Here is a 22,280-nt window from a genome sequence, read left to right as displayed (position 1 = left end):
CTCACCTCTTTAGTTTCAAACTGCGACTGGTGCAGAGATCGCTGGATGTGGTTCGTAACCATCCAATTCAAAATCGTCAATAGTGTAATCAAAAAGAGAGGCTGGTTTTCGTTTAATTACTAGCCGAGGGAAAGGTCGTGGCTCTCTTGTTAATTGCAATTTTGCTTGGTCGATATGATTCAAATATAAATGGACATCCATTCCAAACCATACAATTTCACCGACCTCATACCCGGTCTGCTCGGCTAAAATGGTTGTAAGGAATGCCAAATTGGCTATATTAAAGGCCAACCCGAGATAAGAATCACAGGATCTTTGCACCATACCACCCGAAAGCTTATTGGTTTTGGGATCAACATAAAATTGATAATGTTTATGGCAAGGAGGAAGAGCCATCTGCTCAAGCTCACCAACATTCCAACCGTCAAATAAAATTCTGCGGGAAGAAGGATTGTTCTTCAACAAATCAATCACCTGAGTAATTTGGTCGATTTCTCTCCCGTCATCCGTTTTCCAGCGACGCCATTGCTTACCGTAAACCGGACCTAAATCGCCCCATTTTTGAGCAAAAGCGTCATCAGTGATAATCCTCTGTTCGAACTCTTTCATGGACAAGGATTTATCAGCACTTCCGGCAGGCTGAGCATCGATAAATTTTTTATACGGCCAATCACTCCAGATGTGAACATTTTGCTCGACCAACTCTTTGATGTTGTGCCCACCACTCAGCATCCAAAGCATCTCTTTGAATGCTATTTTCCAATAAACTTTTTTGGTGGTGAAAACTGGAAATCCCTCGGCCAAATCGAAGCGCATAGAATGACCAAATATAGCTTTAGTACCAACACCTGTCCTGTCAACTCTTTCACTTCCTGTCTGAAGTAACAGAGTAAGCAGATCTAAATATTGCTGTTCTTGATGTGTTTTCATGAAATTACCTTTGACTTGCCCCAAGCAATTAAAGGGACTCAACCTTCGCCAATGAAGAAGCTTTTGCTATCAAACTCAGCTCTGTCAATAACTTTAAACGTTGCTTTTGTCGAGATAAAACTTTGAACCTACTAAGTTACATCGAAAAAGCCAATTAACCAGATAGGTATTATATTTGAATCTGTTGGGCACCTGAAATGGCAAAAACGCCGAAACCACAATATGGTTTATCAAAAGGAGCAACGAGACACCTCAGACAGTTTGTGCGTAGCATTTCGTAGAGCCCGTTAAATAAATACTAGCACCAAACCCATACAATGAAGCTAATTAATGAATATTTTTTTCGAGCGAAGCGAATTCCATGTCACAAAGAAACGCCAAACCAAGAAACACATCACAACTACGCTGATACAGCTGACAAGATAATTTACCATCGGCTACATAGAACTGAAAAAATGCGTGGCACGGTGCCAAAGCCATTTTATCCAGTTCGCCCACGTTCCAAGCAGAAACGATAAGACGGCGAGAATCTGGCTGAGATTTTATCTGGGCGATAACTTGCGAAATCTGGTCGATAGCATCACCACTCTGGGTTGGCCAGCTGCGCCACTGGGCACCATAAACTGGGCCCAAATCACCATTGTCATCGGCCCATTCATCCCAAATGCTGACCTTATTTTCGCGTAAATAGGCGACGTTAGTTTCACCCTTCAGAAACCACAGCAATTCATGGATGATAGAGCGCATATGGCATTTTTTGGTGCTCACCAAAGGAAAACCTTTGCTCAAATCGAAGCGCATTTGATAGCCAAATACCGAGCGAGTCCCAGTACCTGTGCGATCCGATTTATCCACGCCTTCGGCTAATATGTGCTTCATTAAGTCTAAATACTGTTTCATTGCTGCTTACCTTGCTTACGAAAAATCAAGTACAAACCGATTAACACCATAGGCACAGAGAGTATCTGCCCCATAGTCATAAATCCCCAGTAGAGTCCCAACTGTGTGTCGGGTTGCCTCACAGTTTCAACCATAATACGGAACATACCGTAACCGACTAAGAACATACCAGAGACCGCACCGACTTTATCGGTACGTTTGCTAAACCAGTAAAGTAATAGGAATAATGCTACGCCTTCAAGGGCGAACTGATACAACTGGGATGGATGACGTGGGTCAGGCCCACCGGTTGGAAACACCATAGCCCAAGGCACATCAGTGGTTCGTCCCCAAAGCTCGCCGTTAATAAAGTTACCAATACGACCAGCGCCTAAACCAATAGGCACAACAGGTGCCACCATATCGGCGACTGCAAAAAAAGTACGTTTTTGTTTCCACGCGATATAGAGCATCGCCATAATCACGCCCATCAAACCGCCGTGGAAGGACATGCCACCTTCAGAGATTTTAAATAAATAGAGGGGACTGGCGAGGAAATAATCGAAATGATAAAAAAGCACGTAACCGATACGGCCACCTAAAATCACCCCAAGAAAACCATAAAAGAGTAAATCTGAAACTTGCTCCCGCGTCCATATCCCCTTTGAACGGTCGGCTTGGCGGTTCAACAACCACATGGCCGCAACAAATCCGACTAAATAGGTAAAACCATACCAACGCAGTGCCGGTTCAAAGGTTTGTCCAAAAAGATTAAACGGTCCAAATGAAACGATCACGGGATCGATATTGGGGAAACTCAACGCCATAACACATCCATTAGCAGCCTCAAACTGAGATAAACATAAAAACTAGGTCAGAATTAACTTAAGGCCGACACATAGAAGTAACAGTGCAAATATCTTTTTAAGTACAGGTGTTGGCCAAGTGCTCGCCGCTTTTACCCCCACAGGCGCCATCAAGACAGAAGTGATCACTAAACCAAACAATGCAGGTAAATAGATATAGCCTAAGGTACCATAGGGCAACTCAGGGGCATTCATTCCTGCAATAATATAGCCGAAACTGCCAGAAAGAGAGATTAAGAAGCCCATCGCCGCAGAAAAGCCCACGGCTTGACGCATCTGTAAACCATAAAAAGTCAAAAATGGCACTATCAGTATACCGCCACCTATCCCGGTCAAACCTGCCAAAACCGCAACAAAAGCCGATACAACAAAAAGCACTACTGAATTAGGTAATTGACGATTTGATTCGGCCTTAACGGGATAAGCCATTTGAATTGTCATTAAAATCACAAAGATGGCAAAACCTTGTTGTAACTTATCAGCGGGAATACGCTCAGCAATAAAACCTGAAGCCAGCGCGCCTATAATAAGGCCCGGTAACATTGATTTGAATAAATTCCAAGGCACATTGCCACGCTTATGGTGGGCACGTGCCGACGAAATAGAGGTGAGAATAATGGCTGCTAGCGAAGTGGCAATTGCAATATGGGGGAGCTGAGTAGAGCTAATACCGACCGATGGCAAAATATAAAGCAGTGCCGGCACTACAATCAAGCCGCCACCGATACCTAATAATCCTGCCATAAAGCCGACAAATGCGCCTAAAGCCAAGCAAATAAAGAACACCAACAACAAACTATCCACACGAGTACCTACAGCGTGATAAATTGAGGGCCTTAGCTTAAAGCAAAACACAGCATTAGTTAATTAAGAATTGTTGCGAGACCCTGCTGGGTCAAATATTCTTTAACCAGCTCACGCACTTGGAAGCCGTTTGATAGGCTCAGCGCTTTAGCAAGTAATTGATCTAAATCGGCCCGCGCAACACGACGCAATAGATAATTGATCCGCGCTAAACTGCCCTGATTCATACTCAACTGATCGTATCCCATAGCCACCAGCAAAATGGCCCCCATAGGTTCGCCCGCGAGCTCTCCACAGATACTAATATCGAGTTTATGGTATCGACAATCTAGGTGCGCCTGATGCAAAGCCCGCAATATTCCAGGATGATAACTGTCAAATAACGAGCTCACCCGCGGGTTATTACGGTCAACAGCCAGCAAATATTGGGTTAAATCATTACTACCAACAGAGACAAAATCCACTCGTTTTGCCACATCATCCAACTGATATAACATGGCAGGCACTTCGAGCATAATGCCTATTCGTGGCATCACTATGTCGCTGTTAACATCGTTTTTTAATTCGACATAGGCTTGTTGCAAATATTCTAAGGATTGATCGATTTCATCTAAGTTGCTGACCATAGGCAGCAAAATACTTAACTGTTTACCGTCTCCCCCAGCCTGTAGCATGGCCCGTAACTGCACCAAAAATAGCTCAGGATGATCCAGCGACAAACGGATCCCGCGCCAACCAAGGAAAGGATTGTCTTCTTTAATTGGGAAATACGGCAGAGGTTTATCACCGCCAACATCCAAAGTGCGCATCACCACAGGTCGACCAGACGCCGCCGACAAGACCTGTTGATACACTTTCACTTGCTCAGATTCACTCGGGAAACGTTGTTGCAGCATAAAAGGGATTTCGGTGCGATACAGCCCAATCCCGTCGGCACCTTCGGCAATTTCAGAAGCCACGCCGCTGAGTAAGCCCGCATTAAGATACAAACGAATACGTGAGCCGTCGAGGGTCACAGAAGGCAGTGCTAATTCTTGAGCATACTGGCGTTGCAGCGCTTTTTGCGCCGAAATTAAGCTGCGATACTCACCAACAATCGCCGGTGATGGCGACACCAATAGCTGGCCACGGCTGGCGTTCACCACTAAGAGTTTTTGATCAATATTGGCGGATAACAGTTGTTCTACACCGGTAATGGCCGGCACACCTAAGGCGCGGGCTAAAATAGCGGCATGGGAGTTTACGCCGCCAAGCTCAGTGACAATCCCCGCGAGTTTTTGTCTTGGGAACTCAGCCAACATAGTCGCATCGGCTTCGCGGGTAATTAAAATGACAGGTTTATCGGGCTCAAGCTCTAAACGCTCTGGCTCAATCAGCTGGCGCAATACTTTTTGGCCTAAGTCGCGGATATCACTCGCCCGCTCCTTAAGATAAGGATCTTCCATCGCCAAAAATTGCTGAATATAACGCAAGGACACTCGGCTCACCGCCGACTCAGCAGCCCAACCTAATTGCACTTCACGGGTATATTCGCCGCCTAAACTAGCATCATCGAGCAGTAACTGTAATGCATTGAAAATGGAGACAACTTCGTCATCTTGCTCACGATCAAACCGTTGAGATAAGGCACCTATCGCTTCTTTACAACGCGCCATAGCCGTAGTTAAGCGACTCGATTCATAGGCAATATCGTCAGAACGCACCTCAGGCTGTTCAAGGGGGATTTCCCCACCAAGTACGAAGGCATACGCAATGGCGATACCGTTTGACGCTGAAGTACCTTGAAACAGAATTTGTTGATGATGGGAGCTGACTTGAGCTTTTTGTTTTAACCCACGCACCGCCATCGCTAATTGGGCGGCGAGCGTCATCAGGAAGGCTTCTTCGCCCTCACTGAATTGGCGAGCACTCGCCTGCTGTACCACTATTACCCCAACCACAGCCTTCTGGTAGATAATAGGTACAGCTAAAAAAGCGCGGTATTCTTCTTCGGCGACTTCAGGAAAAAGCTTAAACCTTGGATGAAGCCGAGCATCAGCTAAATTAACGGCCTCTTCTCGCTGGGCAGCGAGTCCAACTAAACCTTCGGTCAGCGGCATACGTACCCGACCAACGGCGCTTTTTTCAAGACCGTCGGTTGCAGATAACACCAGTTCTTGCTCTTCTAGGATATAGATGGAGCAACATTGGGTTTCCATCGCCGCTTTAGTCGATGAGACTAAGACTTCTAGTGCGGTTTCCAAACTGTGGGCAGATGCCACAGCCTGAGTAATATCCCTAAGCGTATTTAACACTGTTTTCAATCCTCTTTTGAAAATCAGCCCGTTGTTTTTTGCCTTCCCCGTTTCCTAGGTATTTCTAGGGTCTGGAATGACAATGCCGTTACCGCAAACTCTTTCATCACCTTACGATAAACATCACGCTTAAATGACACGACTTGCCGCACAGGATACCAATAACTTACCCAGCGCCAATCGTCAAATTCAGGATGCCCAGAGGAACTTAAATTAATCGCACTATCTTGGCTTTTCAGTTGTAACAGAAACCACTTTTGTTTTTGCCCAATACACACAGGTTTACTGTCTTGCCTGACTAAACGCTTTGGCAAACGATAGCGTAACCAAGAACGGGTCGAGGTTAATATATGCACGTGTTCAGGTCTTAGGCCCACTTCTTCATACAACTCACGATACATAGCCTCTTCTGCTGTCTCGCCATCATCGACGCCACCTTGAGGAAATTGCCATGAGTGTTGACCGAAACGTCTAGCCCACATGACTTGGCCATATCTGTTACAAATTATAATGCCCACATTTGCGCGAAAGCCGTCGCTATCAATCACATGGACTCCAAATCACATTAAATTTTAATAAACTGATTGTTTCATAAAGCTAGTCTCTCAGCAAACCTCTATTTTATCCTAAGCTTTGGATAACATCTGACTTAAAAGACATTTATCAACAATGCTAGGGGATGGGATCCGGGGATATCCACATTTTCTGTGGATATCTCTGTTTGAAACTCAGGTGAACTTGTTATAACGTTCAAAAAACATCTATTTACCATCGTTTTGAAAATTTAGCGTTAAAACTTAATAGCAAACAAATTCATAAACTTGTACATTAATCATGATTTATTTTAGACTAAAAAACCAATAAAGCTCATTATTTAACCAGCAAGAAGTATTTCTATCATTCTCGCGATATTACTCAACTTTATACACAAATAGTGTCCACAACTGTCCACAAAAGCCAGAATAAATGCACTTTATTCGCATTGACTTAGGATTTTTATTAGGTTAAGAGGCTCACTTTACTGAGTTATCCATAATATCTGTGGATAAGTATGTGGGGAACGCAAGGGAAAGCAGAGAGTAACTTTGAACACTTTTTTGCAAAACGGGGGTTATCACGGATATAAAATTTAAAATCAGTTACTTAGAATAAAAACATTCGGTACAAATTCACTCACCCTGTAGTGCTCATTTTTTAACCGTCATTGCTAAGCGGTTATTTTTAAGTAAAATCCAACCATGAATCGAATTATCCCCCCCGAAAATCTATCTGAACTACTCGAACGTGCCAACATGATGGCGGGCGTGAGTTTGGCGCAGATAGCAAGCCAAAGAAGCATTCGTGTCCCCAAGGATCTTAAACGCGATAAAGGTTGGGTCGGTCAATTAATCGAAATGGAATTAGGCGCAACGGCGGGTTCTAAACCTGAGCAAGATTTTCTACATTTAGGAGTCGAGCTTAAAACTATCCCCATTGATACACAGGGGCGACCGCTGGAGACCACATATGTCTGCGTGGCGCCGCTATCGAATATCCAAGGATTAACCTGGCAAAACAGCTTAGTCTGCCATAAGTTACAGCGAGTACTTTGGGTACCCGTTGAAGGAGAGAGGCATATTCCTGTGGGTGAGCGCCGTATAGGTACACCAATATTGTGGGAACCGGATCCGCTCGAGTTGCAATTACTGCAACAGGATTGGGAAGAGATCATGGAGCTTATCGCCCTCGGAAAAGTAGAGAGGCTTACAGCGCGCCACGGCGAAGTGCTGCAATTGCGCCCTAAGGCCGCTAATAGTAAGGCGTTAACACAAAGCATTGCCGAAGATGGTAGCCTCAAAATGACCAACCCTAGGGGCTTTTATTTAAAGACCAGTTTCACTGCTATGATACTTAATAAGGTATTTGGTTAATTTTTAGTAACGATATGGACTTGGATTGATCCAGATCACAAATTTCACTGGCACTAAGGTGACTCTTTTCTATAAACTACGGCATCCTGAAATCACAGCCGTATTCGGATACCAATCAAGCAGTGAGAGCACGTAGACAAGCGAAAAAACTCCTTTTTGCGATTTTAGCTTGGGCGATTGCCATGGCTGCATTCGTGTTTTTTCGATATGCCCAATCACCAGAGCTGCCCCAATGGGCGGTAAGTTCGGCTGATCTCGCAACACTTGCTATCTACATGGGGATAATTTTTGGCAGCTTACATTGGATGTCGAACGTCATTGCCGATTTCAGTGCAATCAATCGCCTCCCCTATGTGTTTTCAGTCATCTTTAAAGGCTTGTTTTTATTACTGGGTGCTACGACGTTAGCTTACATGACTCAGTTTTTAAATATGTGGGCCATCGAAAATCACATGTCGACCCTCAGACAAATGCTGACGGCGCACATTCTCTATAGTCCTTCATTCCAAGCATTGATCGTATATTTGGTCGTTGTACGAGTCAGCTTAGCTTTTGTCGAGCAAATGGCATTATTAGTCGGGCCGCGTATTTTACTCAACATAGGCCTTGGTAAATACCACAAGCCAAGATATGAGCAGCGCTTATTCCTCTATTTAGATATGGTCGCCTCAACCACACATGCCGAATCACTTGGCGATTACCGCTTTAGTCGATTGATCCAAGACAGCTTTAGTTTACTTTCAGATACTGTGTCCAATAACGAAGCTGAAATCTACCGCTATATGGGAGATGCAGTGCTGCTTCACTGGCCATTAGAAGAAGGGATAGTTCACGACCGCTGCATGAATATTTATTTTGAATTTAGCCAACAACTGAACTGGCAACGCCGCTACTTTGAAGAGCATTATGGCTTTGTGCCGAAATTTAAAGCGGCGGCCCATTGTGGCCAAGTCGTCGCTGCAGTTGTTGGTGTACAGAAACAAGAAATTAGTTTCTTTAGTGACGTGCTCAATACCTTAGCAAGACTGCAAGATCAATGTAATCCACTAGGACAGCGCATGTTGATTTCGGGCGCACTCGCGGGACGTTTAGATAACCCCAACACTCAGTATCACCTATCAAATCTAGGCCCAGTCAAACTCAAAGGGAAACAACACTCAATTGAAGTGTTTGGCGTTTCCCCGCTTTGATTTGTAATCGACTTTAAGCTTTAGCTTGAATTAATGCTTTGCAGTTACAGTCAGTTTATTCCTCGTCCTTAGCTAATAATTTTTGGATCATTAACCCTAAAGTGCGGAAAGTTAAGATCCGACTGGTGGTTTGACGCCAGACAAGGCCGATATCACGGTAAGGTGCCTCACCCGGTGGCGTCATCACCACTAAATCTGTGTCATTCAAAATACCCGCGTCAATGGCCATTTGCGGAAGAAACGTGGTGCCCAGTTTACTGTTCACCATCTGCACTAAAGTATGCAAACTGGTGGCGGCAAACGGATTGACTTTCGCACTATCACCTAGCTGACATGCAGTAATAGCATGGCCTGTGATGCAATGCTCACTTTGCAGAAGAAAAATACTCTCGTCCGGCAGAGTTTGATAATCAATAGGTTGATGTATGCCACCCGCTAAATCTTTGTGGGCCACCATTTTGAAAGGATCTATGCCCACTTTCATGCTGTGGTAACCGCTTGTATCAACGGGTAGCGCTAGGATCAATAAGTCCAGCTCTCCTTTACCCAAAGCATCTAGCAAACGCTCAGTGGTATCTTCCTTCAATAATAAACTCATCGCCGGATAAGATTGCTGACACTGGCGGATCACACGACTCAATAGAAAAGGCGCTATGGTTGGAATACAGCCTAAGCGAATATCCCCCGTCATCGGCTCACCTTGATTTTTCACTAATTCCACCAAATCATCCACATCAGTGAGAATTTTACGGGCGCGCTGCACCACTTCTTCACCAATGGCGGTAAACATAAATGACTTATGGTCTCGCTCAATCAACTGATGCCCTAACTGCTCTTCTAGGTTTTGGATCCCACTTGAGAGCGTTGATTGACTGACGAAACACACCTTAGCGGCGCGGTTAAAATTCTGCTCTTGATGGAGATTCACCAAATAGAATAAGTTTTTTAAGCTAGGTAAACTTTTCATTTTCTCGATTGCCATGAAGGTTATGAATTAAGAAATTAAATCTACTTTAGCATAAGTGATGAGCAATAACGCGGCATAAGATATCAGGATTGTGACCCGAATCGATATTCAATCGGTTCGCCGTAAAACTTAAGTGGGAGTAACAAAATAAGATGGGAAAAGCGCTAACAAGAAAATGTCGAAAACAATAAACTTAATCGTAAAACCAATGCAAGATTCACTCAATTAAGCGCAACAATAGACATTATCGCTGCGCCTTAACTTACCTTAGCAAGTAATATTTTATGCTTTGGCTTGGAGGAATAACTTTAACTGTTGTAAATCTGCACTCGCGTGTTCAACGATGTCAGCAACCCAAGAGCCATGTTCAGCATCCCATCTTGCTTCTTCGCCATGCTGTAATAATTGGGCGATCTGCTGAATACGTTTTAACCCCACAGAACCTGCAGCACCTTTAAATTTATGTGCTTCTGAACATAAGGTATCTTTGTCTGCTGCGTCGTTAGCCTTCACTAGATTTCCAACATATTCAGGCATTAACTGCTCAAATAACACCACACTCTTGAGTAAGGTACCGGCACCAATGGCGCTGCAGTACTGTTCGAGAGTATTGAGATCTAGGATTGCTTCTAATTCAACTGTGGCCATAAGGCCTCCCTTAAGTGGTTCAATGCTTAAAACGAATTTATCACATGATACCCACTAAAATTGTCAGTGCAACTTATAGCGATATTCATGGTCTAATTCAGATTAAAATTAACAAAAAACAAACTAATAGTCGTAAATAAACGCTTACGAAATAATAGCGACGACATAACATTTAGGGAGTAAATTTATCCCACTAACTTGCCTCTATCGTTGCGCTAATGCGTGCCCTTGTCCACCATAAAGCTGCAAATTATCCACAATCGCCACCAATCCATCCCAACGATAGGCACACCAATCGGGTGCTAATAGCATAGGTTTTTTCGCATAAGCGGTGACACGGTGAAAAATAACTTCTAGGGGGGTATGGCGGATAATCTCGCCGACACTGTGGGCATAATCCTCAAGACTCAATAAAGGTAAGCGCCCACTTCGCCACGACTTAGCCATAGTGCTACCTTCGACGATATGCAAAGGATGTAGCTTCAAGCCATCAACGCCCTGCTGCAATACAGCAGCTAAAGTCGCCATATAATCGCTATGGGTTTCATCGGGTAAGCCAAGAATGAGATGAGTGCACACCTTAAGACCGCGAGCTCTCGCCCTCGACACAGTGTCACAATAACAGGCGAAATCATGGCCACGGTTAATTCTACGCAGTGTTTCATCTTTGGCTGTTTGCAACCCGAGCTCTAACCACACATCGACACCATTTTCCTGATAGCGCGCCAGTAAATCCAGTACATTATTCGGCACACAATCGGGGCGAGTTCCAACACATAAACCGACTATCTCGCCATCTTTAACCGCTTCATCGTACTTAGCCATTAACACTTGATATTCATCGTAAGTGCTAGTATAGGCTTGAAAATAAGCAATAAATTTATCGGCTTGTGCCTGAGGCTTCGCCTCACGATAGCGGCTCTTACCCTGTTCGAGTTGCTCAGTAATACTCAATACATCGGCAGTTTGATGGCTAAATGACGCCACATTACAGAAAGTACAACCTCCGCGCCCTAAAGTGCCGTCACGGTTAGGGCAAGTAAACTTGGCATCTATAGTGAGTTTTCGCAGTCGGGTGCCATATCGCGCCTTACAAACGGCACCAAAGGTGTTCACATATGCATCAAGCCCCATCAGAGCACCCACCAAATTTCATATCGCTTCATTGAGAATAACCAAGATAAAATCACAAATAGAAAAGAAAATACGTGAACAAATAGAAGAAAAAGCTTAGTGTAAATAAGGTAGCGAGAGTTTTCTTGGCGCTACATCAAATTCCCGCCTGACTCATACCGTTATTATCATAAATGTGCGCATCCTCAAATTAGCCAGCTTACCGCTGAGATCTTGCTCACACCAAAATGAATAACAATTCAACAATTTTAATTTTTTATCTATTTACTGTGTTTGCAATAAAAATCACTATTTCTAAATCAAAAACAATCCCACCAGCATGTTACACCTTGGTAAATTTTGAGTTTGATAGTTTTTAAAATTCTTTTTATTCATAATGTTATACAGCACATTTTACTGTTAACGTTAACGTAAGCCAATTGTGGTTTGTGTATGAAACATGAATTAATACCCATGTTTTATGCAAATTTTTGGTTTGACCTTTATTGAATCTCAGGCTAATTTGGGTGGTTCGGGTGCATATCTATAGAAAGTCTTTACATTTTCTCCCCGAGTAGTAATCAGTTGAGGTCTAGGGAGGTTTTTGTATGAGCTTATATCATCCCAGTTTTGAGCGGGACAATTGTGGTTTTGGGTTGATAGCACAGATGGATGGCGAAGCCAGCCACCGCATAGTGCGCACGGCAATCCATGGTCTAGATCGCATGAAGCACCGCGGGGGCATTGCCTCCGACGGTCGCACTGGCGACGGCTGCGGTTTATTAATGCAATTACCCGTGCAATTTTTTGAAGCGATTGCCGCGGAAAATGATTGGCATTTGAGCAGAAAATTTGCCGTAGGTATGCTGTTTTTAAGTCAAGATGATGAACTGGCTGACCAAGCCAAGTTTATTCTTGAGCGCGAACTCGAGCGTGAAACCTTAAGTATTGCAGGCTGGCGCAAGGTGCCTGTCAATCCCGATGTGTTAGGTGAAATTGGCAAGGCTAGCCTGCCACAAATCTATCAAGTGCTGATCAACGCCCCCATTGGCTGGCGTGAAAAAGACTTGGAACGTCGCCTTTATATGGCGCGTCGCCGCCTAGAGCAGCAGATCACCGACGACAAAGACTTCTATGTCGCGAGTTTGTCAGGCCAAGTTATCGTCTATAAAGGTCTGATGATGCCTGTGGACTTGCCCGCGTTTTATCCCGATCTCGCGGACATTCGCTTAAAAAGCTCTATCTGCCTATTCCATCAACGTTTCTCAACGAATACTTCTCCTAAATGGCCATTAGCTCAGCCGTTTAGATATTTAGCCCATAACGGCGAAATCAATACGATTACGGGTAACCGTCAATGGGCCCGCGCCCGTGCCTATAAGTTTAATTCACCGCTACTGCCAGATTTGCAGCAGGCCGCTCCCTTTGTGAATGAAACAGGCTCAGACTCTTCATCTTTAGATAACATGCTGGAAATGCTGTTATCTGGTGGCATGGACTTATACCGTGCCATGCGTCTATTGATCCCGCCTGCTTGGCAAAGTAATCCGGAAATGGATGACGAATTAAAAGCCTTCTACGACTTTAACTCTATGCACATGGAGCCTTGGGATGGTCCGGCAGGTATTGTGATGACCAACGGTCGCCATGCCGCCTGCGCTGTTGACCGTAATGGTCTGCGTCCATCGCGTTATGTGATCACAAAAGATCGTATTTTGACCTTAGCTTCCGAAGTCGGAATTTGGGATTACGCCGCCGATGAAGTGATTGAAAAAGGCCGTGTTGGGCCGGGTGAATTGCTGGTATTAGATACCTTGAACGGCCGCCTGTACCAATCTTTTGAAATTGATAACGATCTTAAACGCCGCCACCCTTACAAAGAGTGGATGGCGAAAAACAGCCGTACTTTAACGCCAGCGGAAGATTTAGCCTCTGAGCAGCACGGTGCCAGCGAGTTAAGCCCTGAACTATTGTTGCAATACCAAAAACAATTTGGCTATACCCGTGAGGAATTAGAACAAGTCATTTGGGTATTGGCGAAGCAAGGTGAAGAAGCTACAGGTTCTATGGGCGACGACACACCTATGGCGGTATTGTCGAAAAAGTCACGTTCCCTGTATGACTATTTTAGGCAGAAATTTGCTCAAGTAACGAATCCCCCCATAGATCCATTACGTGAAAAGCACGTCATGTCATTGACCACTTGTATTGGCCGTGAACAGAACCTCTTCAATGAAACGACTGGGCATGCTTACCGGGTGATGTTCAATTCACCTATTTTATTATTCAGTGATTTTAACCAGTTACTGGGATTAGATAGCACTTACTATCGCGCCAATATTGTCGATTTAAATTACGAACCACAGGAAGGCTTAGAAAGCGCCATTCGCCGTATCACTGCCGAAGCCGAGCGTTTAGCCCGCAGCGGCACGACTTTGTTGATCCTTTCGGATAGAGCCATAGGTAAAACTGCGCAAGTGATCCCCGCGGCCATGGCGGTCGGTTCTGTGCAGCAAATGCTAGTGAATAAGAGCCTGCGCTGCGACACCAACATCATAGTTGAAACCGCATCGGCGCGAGATCCGCATCACTTTGCCGTATTGCTTGGCTTTGGTGCCACGGCGATTTATCCGTATTTAGTGTATGAGTCAATTTCCGAACTGGCGAAACGCCATGACTTAACCGATACCACGGCATTGATGTTGAACTTCCGCTACGGCATCGAAAAAGGCTTGCGTAAGATCATGTCCAAAATGGGCATCAGCACTGTCGGCTCTTATCGTTGCAGCCAACAATTTGAAGCCATAGGCATTGCCAGCGAAGTGATCGAACTATGTTTTAAAGGCGTAATTAGCCGCATCGAGGGTGCAGGCTTTGCAGAAATCGCCCAAGACCAGGCTATTTTGCACAAAGCTGCCTACCGTGCCCATGTGCCATTACCGCAAGGTGGCCTGCTGAAATACGTTGAGGGCGGCGAGTATCACTGCTTCAACCCTGATGTGGTCAACACCTTGCAAGCGTCATTGATTGACAAAGATTTTGCGAGCTATAAAAAATTCGCCGAACTCGTCGACAATCGTCCCGTGGCCACACTGCGTGACTTAATCGGTATTAAGGGCGCGCAAACATCGATTAATGTCGCCGATGTAGAAGCGGCATCAAATCTATATTCACGTTTTGACAGCGCCGCCATGAGTATCGGTGCTTTGAGCCCCGAAGCCCATGAAGCGCTGGCTATTGCAATGAACCGCTTAGGCGGCCGCTCGAACTCAGGTGAAGGTGGTGAGGATGCACGCCGCTTTAATACTGAACGAAACTCTGCAATTAAACAGATTGCCTCGGCACGCTTTGGCGTCACGGCGCATTATTTAGTTAATGCCGATGTGTTGCAAATTAAAGTCGCCCAAGGGGCAAAACCCGGTGAAGGTGGTCAGTTACCCGGCCATAAAGTCAGCGTTGAAATCGCCGGACTGCGTCATGCACGTCCTGGTGTGACCTTGATTTCACCGCCGCCGCACCACGATATTTACTCTATCGAAGATTTAGCCCAGCTGATTTTCGACTTGAAGCAAATCAATACTAAAGCGCTGATTTCAGTGAAACTTGTGTCAGAACCCGGTGTGGGCACGATCGCCACCGGCGTGGCCAAAGCCTATGCGGACATGATCACGATTTCAGGGTATGACGGCGGCACAGGTGCTAGCCCAATTACCTCAGTGAAATATGCGGGCAGTCCATGGGAGCTAGGGTTAGCCGAGGTGCATCAATCGCTAGTAGAAAATGGTCTACGCCATAAAATTCGCCTGCAAGTCGATGGCGGCTTAAAAACCGGTACCGATGTGATTAAAGCCGCGTTATTGGGCGCCGAAAGCTTTGGTTTTGGTACTGTGCCTATGATCGCCCTAGGTTGTAAATACCTGCGTATTTGCCACTTGAACAACTGTGCGACTGGCGTAGCAACGCAAGATAAAAACCTGCGCGACAACCATTACCATGGTCTGCCAGAGCGAGTGATGACTTACTTTGAGTTTGTTGCACAGGAAGTTCGTGAATGGATGGCGACCTTAGGGGTGAGCAAGTTTGAAGACCTCGTCGGTCGCAGTGAATGGTTATATGCCCTCGAAGGCCAAACAGCGAAGCAACAAGGCTTAGATCTGTCACCGATTTTGTATCAACCCAAAGTGCCAGCAACCTCGTCACGCACTTGGCAAGAAACCAATCCACCGGCGGATTTAGGGCTGCTTAACCAGCATTTATTAAACGAATGCCAAGGTGCCGTCGATAAGGGCGAGAGTTTCGATGCCGCTTACAGCATCAACAACACAGACCGTTCCGTTGGCGCGACGTTGTCAGGCTATATCGCGAGCACACTCGGCGTCAAAGGCACCAAAGCGCCGGTCAAACTGAGCTTTAACGGCAGTGCCGGCCAAAGTTTTGGCGTGTGGAACAGCCCAGGCCTTGAGTTAAAACTCTGCGGCGATGCCAACGACTATGTGGGTAAAGGCATGTCTGGCGGCCAAATCGTCATCTACCCGCCAATTGGTAGCCCGTTCCAAAGTGAGCGCAGCGCCATTGTCGGTAACACGTGTCTTTACGGCGCGACGGGCGGCAAGTTCTTCGCCGCAGGTCAAGCGGGCGAGCGTTTTGCAGTCCGTAACTCTGGGGCGATTGCTGTGGTCGAAGGGCTTGGCGATAACGGCTGCGAATACATGACCAGCGGCATTGTGGTTGTCCTTGGTAAAACAGGGGTGAACTTCGGCGCGGGTATGACAGGCGGTTTTGCCTATGTGTTCGATCAATTCGGCCGCTTCAATCGCCGTGTGAATACTGAGCTTGTCGATACTCAAAAACTCGAATCACCGATACATCAACAACATTTAAAAGGTCTAATTGAAGCCCACGTGGCCGAGACGGGCAGCGAACATGCCAAGATGATCTTAAGTGATTTTGGTAACTGGTTAGATTGCTTCGTATTAGTAAAACCTAAAAATATTGCCGTGGCCGATCTGCTCAAATTAGAGAAATCGAGCCCAGAATTAGTTGTAAAAGCGGGGTAATGGCGCATGAGTAACGATTTTCAATTTATTGAAGTGGGTCGTAAAGACCCCGCTAAACACCCTGCAGCTAAACGTGCGACTCAGTTTATTGAGATTTATCAGCCTTTTGCCCAGCCTCAAGTGGCTGAGCAAGCGGACCGCTGTTTAGATTGCGGCAATCCTTATTGTGAGTGGAAGTGCCCGCTACACAATTATATTCCTAACTGGCTCAAGCTAGCGGAACAAGGCCGCATCATGGAAGCGGCAGATTTAGTGCATGAGACCAACACTCTGCCCGAAATCTGCGGCCGTGTTTGTCCACAGGACAGACTCTGTGAAGGTGCTTGTACTCTGAACGACGACTTTGGCGCTGTCACTATCGGTAATGTCGAAAAATACATTACCGACACAGCGATCGCCCAAGGCTGGCGCCCCGATATGAGCAAGGTCACGCCTCGCCCTGAACGAGTGGCGATTGTCGGTGCGGGTCCTGCGGGTTTAGGCTGCGCGGATATTCTGTCTCGCAACGGTGTTAAAGCTGTGGTCTTTGATAAATATCCACAAATTGGTGGTCTACTCACCTACGGTATTCCGTCTTTTAAACTCGACAAAGCCGTTATGGCGACCCGTCGCAGTGTATTAGAAGGCATGGGCATTGAGTTCAAACTCGGTGTCACTGTCGGTAAGGACATCCCATTTACTAAACTGCTCGAAGAATACGATGCCGTCTTCCTCGGTATGGGCACCTATACCGCGATGAAAGCAGGCCTTGAGGGTGAAGATGCCCAAGGCGTATACCAAGCCCTGCCCTATTTGATTGGTAACACCCATCATTTAATGGGCACCCAGAATACTGAAACGCCCTACCTGAACCTTGAAGGTAAACGTGTGGTGGTATTAGGCGGTGGTGATACTGCGATGGATTGTGTGCGCACAGCCGTCAGACAAGGTGCCAGCAGCGTAGTCTGTGCTTACCGCCGGGACGAGGCCAACATGCCAGGCTCACGTCGTGAAGTGCAAAATGCGCGGGAGGAAGGCGTTAACTTCTTGTTTAACCGTCAACCTGTGGCGATTAAAACCCAAGATGGCAAAGTGATCGGCATTGAATGCGTTGAAACCGCCATGGGCAAGGCCGATGCAAGCGGTCGTCAACGCGCCGAAGCGATTGCCGGTAGCGAACAGTTGCTCGAAGCCGATGCGATTATTATTGCCTTTGGTTTCCAACCTAGCCCAGCACCTTGGTTTGCCGAACACGGTATCGAGCTAGATCAATGGGGCCGAGTCAAAGCGAGTAAGTTAGATGAAAACCCATTCCAAACCACAAACCCGAAAGTGTTTGCCGGTGGTGATATGGTGCGTGGTTCTGACTTAGTCGTGACAGCCATTGCCGAAGGTCGCGATGCCGCCCAAGGTATTCTTAATTACTTAGACTAAGTGCTATAGATTAAGCGCCAACGTGTTTGTTTTACAGGTAAAAACATTTTACCCTTGTCATTTTAACAAGCACTCCAATGGCTGGACTCGTGCAAACGAGTTCAGCCATTTGCTTGTGGCTTATCGCAATCGGTTGATGGATAAAATAGATAGATAAAGCGCGCATCTTAGGAGCGCACTTTTCTGCTAACCCTCCCGCGTTTTACCCCGCGATTATCAAGCAATCCCAATCTCGCCATAACGACTGCATAAAACTGTGTGGTATATTAGCCAGCATTCCCGTGTCCCACTCTTTAAGTGTTGAATCAAAAAGGTCTCCCATGAAAATTGGAATTATTGGCGCAATGGAGCCAGAAGTCGCTCACCTGATCGCCGCCATGACAAATGCGACATCGCAAACCATTGCTGGTATTGAATTTATTGCTGGTACTCTCGCGGGTAAAGACGTAGTCGTGACTCGCTCAGGCATAGGTAAAGTCGCCGCAAGTATTGCGACCACGCTACTCATCGAAAAATATGCGCCGGATGCGGTGATCAATACTGGTTCTGCCGGTGGTTTTGTGGATTCGCTGGCCATTGGCGATATCGTGATTTCTTCTGAAGTGCGTCACCATGATGTGGATGTCACCGCCTTTGGGTATGAAATTGGCCAAATGGCACAGCAACCTGCTGCGTTTATTCCTGCCGCACATTTAGTTGAAGCAGCCAACAAAGCGATTGCTCAACTGGGTGAAGTCAAAGCGATTGAAGGTTTGATTTGTACTGGCGACAGCTTTATTTGCGATCCTGTTCGCACCCAAGCCATGCTCAAAAACTTCCCGACTATGGCCGCCTGTGAGATGGAAGGCGCGGCAATCGCTCAAGTTTGTCATCAGTTTGGAGTGCCATTTGTGGTGATCCGCTCTTTATCGGATAACGCCAACAATGACTCGCCAGTGGATTTCGACTCTTATATTGTCAAAGCGGGTTATCACTCGGCTCTGATGGTGATGTTGCTGCTTGAGCAACTGAATCCTAGCGCAATAAAATAATCACTTAAGTGGAAAGTACCGAATGCACACCTCTTTTTATCAACAACTTGTCGAGATAGATGGCGCTTTGTTTGAAGGCTTTTTGGTACTTTTTTTTGCTTTGTTATTGGCGCGGTTAGCGCCATTACCACGGGAAATGCAGCCGCTTATTTGGTTTGGCCATTTAGCTAAGCAACTCGCCGCCAAGGTAAATCGCCCAGAACGCTCTCCAAGCCAACAAGCCACAGCAGGCTTTTTAGCTATGATGCTGTTACTGTTTCCGTTTTGGGCCATTATCACCTTTTTGCTCGAACTGGCCGCCTTTCCATGGTTTTTCGAATTTTTGGTGCTTTATCTATGCTTAACCGATGCAGGGTTTAGCCAAGTCGCCGATGAAATCGCTAAAGCCTTAAAACGTGGAGACAATGCCAGCGCAAAAAAGCTTTTACAGCCTTGGGTAGTGCGCGATACCGATAGTCTGTCGGAAATCGGCCTAGCCAAAGCCACCATAGAAAAACTCGCCACAGCGCCTATTTACGGCACAGCATCGACCATTTTCTTTTTCGCTATTGCTGGAGCACCGCTAGTGCTAGCAGTGCGCATGCTCAAACAACTCGAATTGAGCTGGCCGCCCATTCAACCAAAGTATCAACATTTCTGCAGTACTGTGAATGGTGTATCCATTATCTTGCTGGCGATTCCGGCTTGGTTGTGGAGCCTGTCGCTCGCTATTCAAGGCGGGCCTAAGGCGTTTGCAAAACTTTTTAGAGCCCCTAAAAATCATCACGCTATTCGAGGTTATGTTCTCAGTGTGAATCTCGTGGCCAGTATTTTGAGAATCGAACTCGGTGGACCACAGAAGTTTGCTGGCGTGCGTATCAATGTGGATAAATTGTGCTACGGTCCGCAGCCAACCAGTGATGACATCACGCCTGCAATTAAGCTGACCTCACGTGCCTGTGCTATCTGGTTTAGCTTTATCATTATACTGCCCTTGTTATGGGCAAGTTTACGTTGGTTACAAAGCCTGTGATATGATGCCGCATTATCTCAACGTGAAGTTAAAGGCTGACCATCTTGCTCGAAAACATGCATGTTTCATTAACAACACCTGCGTTGTTATTTCCTGCTATCTCATTGTTACTATTAGCTTATACCAATCGTTTTTTTGCCTTAGCCGCATTAATCCGAAATTTAAGTAATGGTGAAAAACCCGTACATAAAGATCAAATTAAGAACCTGAGCCAGCGTATTACGATCATTCGTCGAATGCAGGAAGCTGGTGTGTCAAGCTTTGCCCTATGCGTGCTGTGTATGATTTTTATCTATATCGGCTTTAATAAAACCGGCTCAGTGATTTTTGGCGCTAGCCTACTGCTCTTGCTCTATTCACTGATTTTATCTGTGATTGAAATCCGCATCTCTGTGGACGCATTAAATATTCATATCAAAGAGATGAGTAAATGAGCCAGTGGATCTACTTTTTTGATTTATGGGGTACCGCTGTATTTGCATTATCCGGCGCACTTGCCGCTGGACGCCATAGAATGGACCCCTTTGGCGTAATCGTGCTCGCCTCGGTTACCGCTGTCGGTGGTGGCAGTATTCGTGATGCCTTAATTGGTGCAACGCCAGTGTTCTGGATCCGCGACCCGAATTACATCATAGTGATCCTCGCGACTGTGCTCGTCTGTTTGCTATTAGTCCGTCGCCCTCGTAAGGTACCCGAGTATATTTTACCCGTTGCAGATGCCTTTGGATTGGCCCTCTTTACCGTGATAGGTGCTGAAAAGGCCCTCAATATGGGCTTGAGTGGGATGATTGCCGTCGTAATGGGCTTGATCACAGGCGTGGGAGGAGGCATTATTCGAGACTTACTGTGTAGACAAGTTCCTATGGTCTTACGCACAGAAGTCTATGCCACAGCTTCGATCATAGGTGGTATCGGCTATACCATGAGCTTAGCCTACGGTATGGGCGAAAAAATGGCGCTGTTTCTGGCGATGGCCAGTGCCCTGTTAATCCGCTTAAGTGCCATCAAGTGGCATCTTTCATTACCGGCCTTTGATCTCAAGACCAAGAGGGAATAGTTTGCGAATATTGTGTTTTATTTTGTGCCTCATTTTTGTTCCAGCCCTCAATCCTGCAGCGGCGCAAGCCAACTCAGGTGAAATGCCACAAGAACAGCAGCTAGCCGTAAAATATATGAATGCGCTAACTGAACACGACTATAAGACACTGCGAAAATTCTATAACCGCGAAAGCGTCTTCTTCGACAAAACCGCCAACCGTAAATACACTGGCGGCCGCTTCATCATCGACTTCCTTGAGCGCGCCCACGAGGGCGTGCTCGAGTACAACTTCAACATAGAGCATATGTATAACGCAGGCTCTTTAGTAGTGATGATAGGTAACTATCATTTCAAGGGTCCAGGTGAACAATTTGGCAAACCGGGGAAAATCATCGATGTTGCGATACCTGGTGTGACAAGCCTTAAGATCGACATGCTCAATCGCAGAGTAACGGAACATGTCGACCTAATCGATTACCAGACCATGTCTGACCAATTAGCGATGCAGTAGTCACAAAATTTATCCGTCTTTGCAACTTGATCCCTAAAAACGAGTCGAAACTAACAATGAGTCAATACCACTGCGTATTTTACCTTTGAAAAATTGACTGAGCCGTTTCGTTTCAATGAGGTTTGTATGAAGTTTTTTGGATTGATAGCCCTACTCGCCCTTAATGGCTTAATACTGGCCCCCAAAGCACAGGCCTTACAGCCCATTATCGTTTCCTACGCCGTTCAGCCAGTAAGCCATTTTAATCAACAACTACGTACCGCTCAGGCGCAACATCAGCCTTGGTCGGAAGATCCCAATAAAATCAGCAGCCAATATGCAGGCAACAAATTTACCTTAGTGCGAACTCAAACCAATAAAGACGGCATTTTAACCTATCAAGTGAGCGAGCTTTCCAAGCAGCATCCACAGATGCTGTTGATTATCTCACTGAAACAAAACGCTAAACTTTGGCAGGTAAGTTCGGCCCAATTGGCATGGAAATGCAGTGGTGGGCAACACTTTGGCACCGACAGATGTAATATCGCCGAGCATGAGGCCAATACAGCGCCTTAATCTTGTTTTGTGAAAAGATTCAAAAACAAAGAGCGCCCTAAGGCGCTCTTTTTGTTTGTTT

The 22,280-nt window shown here is 45.9% G+C and carries 18 protein-coding genes and 1 pseudogene; 10 read left to right on the top strand and 9 right to left on the bottom strand.

Annotated features, from left to right (window positions below):
• Nucleotides 1–15: 15 nt before the first annotated feature.
• The 6 genes and pseudogenes from thyA to rppH form a co-directional block, all read right to left on the bottom strand.
• Nucleotides 16–930, bottom strand: coding sequence for a thymidylate synthase (gene thyA / locus L5M40_RS12730; RefSeq protein WP_172590303.1), 915 nt, complete (start codon nt 928–930; stop codon nt 16–18).
• A 372-nt stretch (nt 931–1,302) separates the two neighbouring features.
• Nucleotides 1,303–1,830: pseudogene (locus L5M40_RS12725) on the bottom strand (thymidylate synthase); the annotation flags it as partial.
• The gene (gene lgt, locus L5M40_RS12720) at nt 1,827–2,636 is read right to left on the bottom strand and encodes a prolipoprotein diacylglyceryl transferase (RefSeq protein WP_263256714.1); all 810 of its coding nucleotides are present in this window, start codon (nt 2,634–2,636) and stop codon (nt 1,827–1,829) included. The gene lgt and the pseudogene L5M40_RS12725, both read right to left, overlap by 4 nt.
• Before the next feature lie 42 nt (nt 2,637–2,678).
• Nucleotides 2,679–3,479 (bottom strand): sulfite exporter TauE/SafE family protein, encoded by an 801-nt coding sequence (locus tag L5M40_RS12715; protein ID WP_113940671.1) that lies wholly within the window; start codon nt 3,477–3,479, stop codon nt 2,679–2,681.
• Between the two features lie 59 nt (nt 3,480–3,538).
• Complete coding sequence (ptsP, locus tag L5M40_RS12710; RefSeq protein WP_263175516.1) at nt 3,539–5,773, bottom strand: phosphoenolpyruvate--protein phosphotransferase; 2,235 nt, start codon at nt 5,771–5,773, stop codon at nt 3,539–3,541.
• Between the two features lie 23 nt (nt 5,774–5,796).
• On the bottom strand, nt 5,797–6,321 hold the full coding sequence (rppH, locus tag L5M40_RS12705) for an RNA pyrophosphohydrolase (RefSeq protein WP_006080762.1): 525 nt from the start codon (nt 6,319–6,321) through the stop codon (nt 5,797–5,799).
• A gap of 690 nt (nt 6,322–7,011) precedes the next feature.
• On the opposite strand from rppH, the gene mutH reads away from it, so the two are divergent.
• Complete coding sequence (mutH, locus tag L5M40_RS12700; RefSeq protein ID WP_263175518.1) at nt 7,012–7,683, top strand: DNA mismatch repair endonuclease MutH; 672 nt, start codon at nt 7,012–7,014, stop codon at nt 7,681–7,683.
• Between the two features lie 122 nt (nt 7,684–7,805).
• Nucleotides 7,806–8,873: an adenylate/guanylate cyclase domain-containing protein gene (locus tag L5M40_RS12695; protein ID WP_105249866.1), complete on the top strand. Its 1,068-nt coding sequence runs from the start codon at nt 7,806–7,808 to the stop codon at nt 8,871–8,873.
• Nucleotides 8,874–8,928: 55 nt separating this feature from the next.
• Here L5M40_RS12695 and oxyR read toward each other — a convergent pair whose 3' ends face one another.
• The 3 genes from oxyR to L5M40_RS12680 form a co-directional block, all read right to left on the bottom strand.
• Complete coding sequence (oxyR, locus tag L5M40_RS12690; RefSeq protein WP_028760839.1) at nt 8,929–9,840, bottom strand: hydrogen peroxide-inducible genes transcriptional activator OxyR; 912 nt, start codon at nt 9,838–9,840, stop codon at nt 8,929–8,931.
• Nucleotides 9,841–10,122: 282 nt separating this feature from the next.
• Entirely contained in the window at nt 10,123–10,488 is a 366-nt protein-coding gene (locus tag L5M40_RS12685; protein ID WP_028760840.1) for an Hpt domain-containing protein, read from the bottom strand.
• Nucleotides 10,489–10,692: 204 nt separating this feature from the next.
• Nucleotides 10,693–11,622: a TIGR01212 family radical SAM protein gene (locus L5M40_RS12680; RefSeq protein ID WP_028760841.1), complete on the bottom strand. Its 930-nt coding sequence runs from the start codon at nt 11,620–11,622 to the stop codon at nt 10,693–10,695.
• A 587-nt stretch (nt 11,623–12,209) separates the two neighbouring features.
• On the opposite strand from L5M40_RS12680, the gene gltB reads away from it, so the two are divergent.
• The 8 genes from gltB (at nt 12,210) to L5M40_RS12640 (ending at nt 22,219) form a co-directional block, all read left to right on the top strand.
• Nucleotides 12,210–16,658, top strand: a complete 4,449-nt coding sequence (gene gltB / locus L5M40_RS12675) for a glutamate synthase large subunit (RefSeq protein ID WP_263165620.1) — start codon at nt 12,210–12,212, stop codon at nt 16,656–16,658.
• 6 nt (nt 16,659–16,664) lie between these two features.
• Nucleotides 16,665–18,071: an FAD-dependent oxidoreductase gene (locus L5M40_RS12670; RefSeq protein ID WP_219252993.1), complete on the top strand. Its 1,407-nt coding sequence runs from the start codon at nt 16,665–16,667 to the stop codon at nt 18,069–18,071.
• Nucleotides 18,072–18,391: 320 nt separating this feature from the next.
• Complete coding sequence (locus L5M40_RS12665) at nt 18,392–19,102, top strand: 5'-methylthioadenosine/adenosylhomocysteine nucleosidase (RefSeq protein WP_173246143.1); 711 nt, start codon at nt 18,392–18,394, stop codon at nt 19,100–19,102.
• Between the two features lie 22 nt (nt 19,103–19,124).
• Nucleotides 19,125–20,114 carry a cobalamin biosynthesis protein gene (locus L5M40_RS12660; RefSeq protein WP_012088591.1) on the top strand — a complete coding sequence of 330 codons (990 nt, stop codon included), beginning with the start codon at nt 19,125–19,127 and terminating at the stop codon, nt 20,112–20,114.
• Between the two features lie 56 nt (nt 20,115–20,170).
• On the top strand, nt 20,171–20,548 hold the full coding sequence (locus L5M40_RS12655) for a DUF2721 domain-containing protein (protein WP_012088590.1): 378 nt from the start codon (nt 20,171–20,173) through the stop codon (nt 20,546–20,548).
• Nucleotides 20,545–21,171, top strand: a complete 627-nt coding sequence (locus L5M40_RS12650) for a trimeric intracellular cation channel family protein (protein ID WP_173246146.1) — start codon at nt 20,545–20,547, stop codon at nt 21,169–21,171. Before L5M40_RS12655 ends, L5M40_RS12650 begins: the two co-directional genes overlap by 4 nt.
• A gap of 1 nt (nt 21,172) precedes the next feature.
• A complete protein-coding gene (locus L5M40_RS12645) occupies nt 21,173–21,664 on the top strand; it encodes a nuclear transport factor 2 family protein (protein WP_028760847.1) in 492 nt (163 codons plus the stop codon).
• Nucleotides 21,665–21,790: 126 nt separating this feature from the next.
• Complete coding sequence (locus tag L5M40_RS12640) at nt 21,791–22,219, top strand: hypothetical protein (RefSeq protein ID WP_028760848.1); 429 nt, start codon at nt 21,791–21,793, stop codon at nt 22,217–22,219.
• Nucleotides 22,220–22,280: the final 61 nt, after the last annotated feature.

The organism is Shewanella sp. SM68, from assembly GCF_025653925.1.
In the GTDB taxonomy this organism is placed as follows: Bacteria; Pseudomonadota; Gammaproteobacteria; order Enterobacterales; family Shewanellaceae; genus Shewanella; species Shewanella oncorhynchi.
Note: the sequence above shows the minus strand (reverse complement) of the source record. Positions and strands in the feature narration are given on the sequence as shown.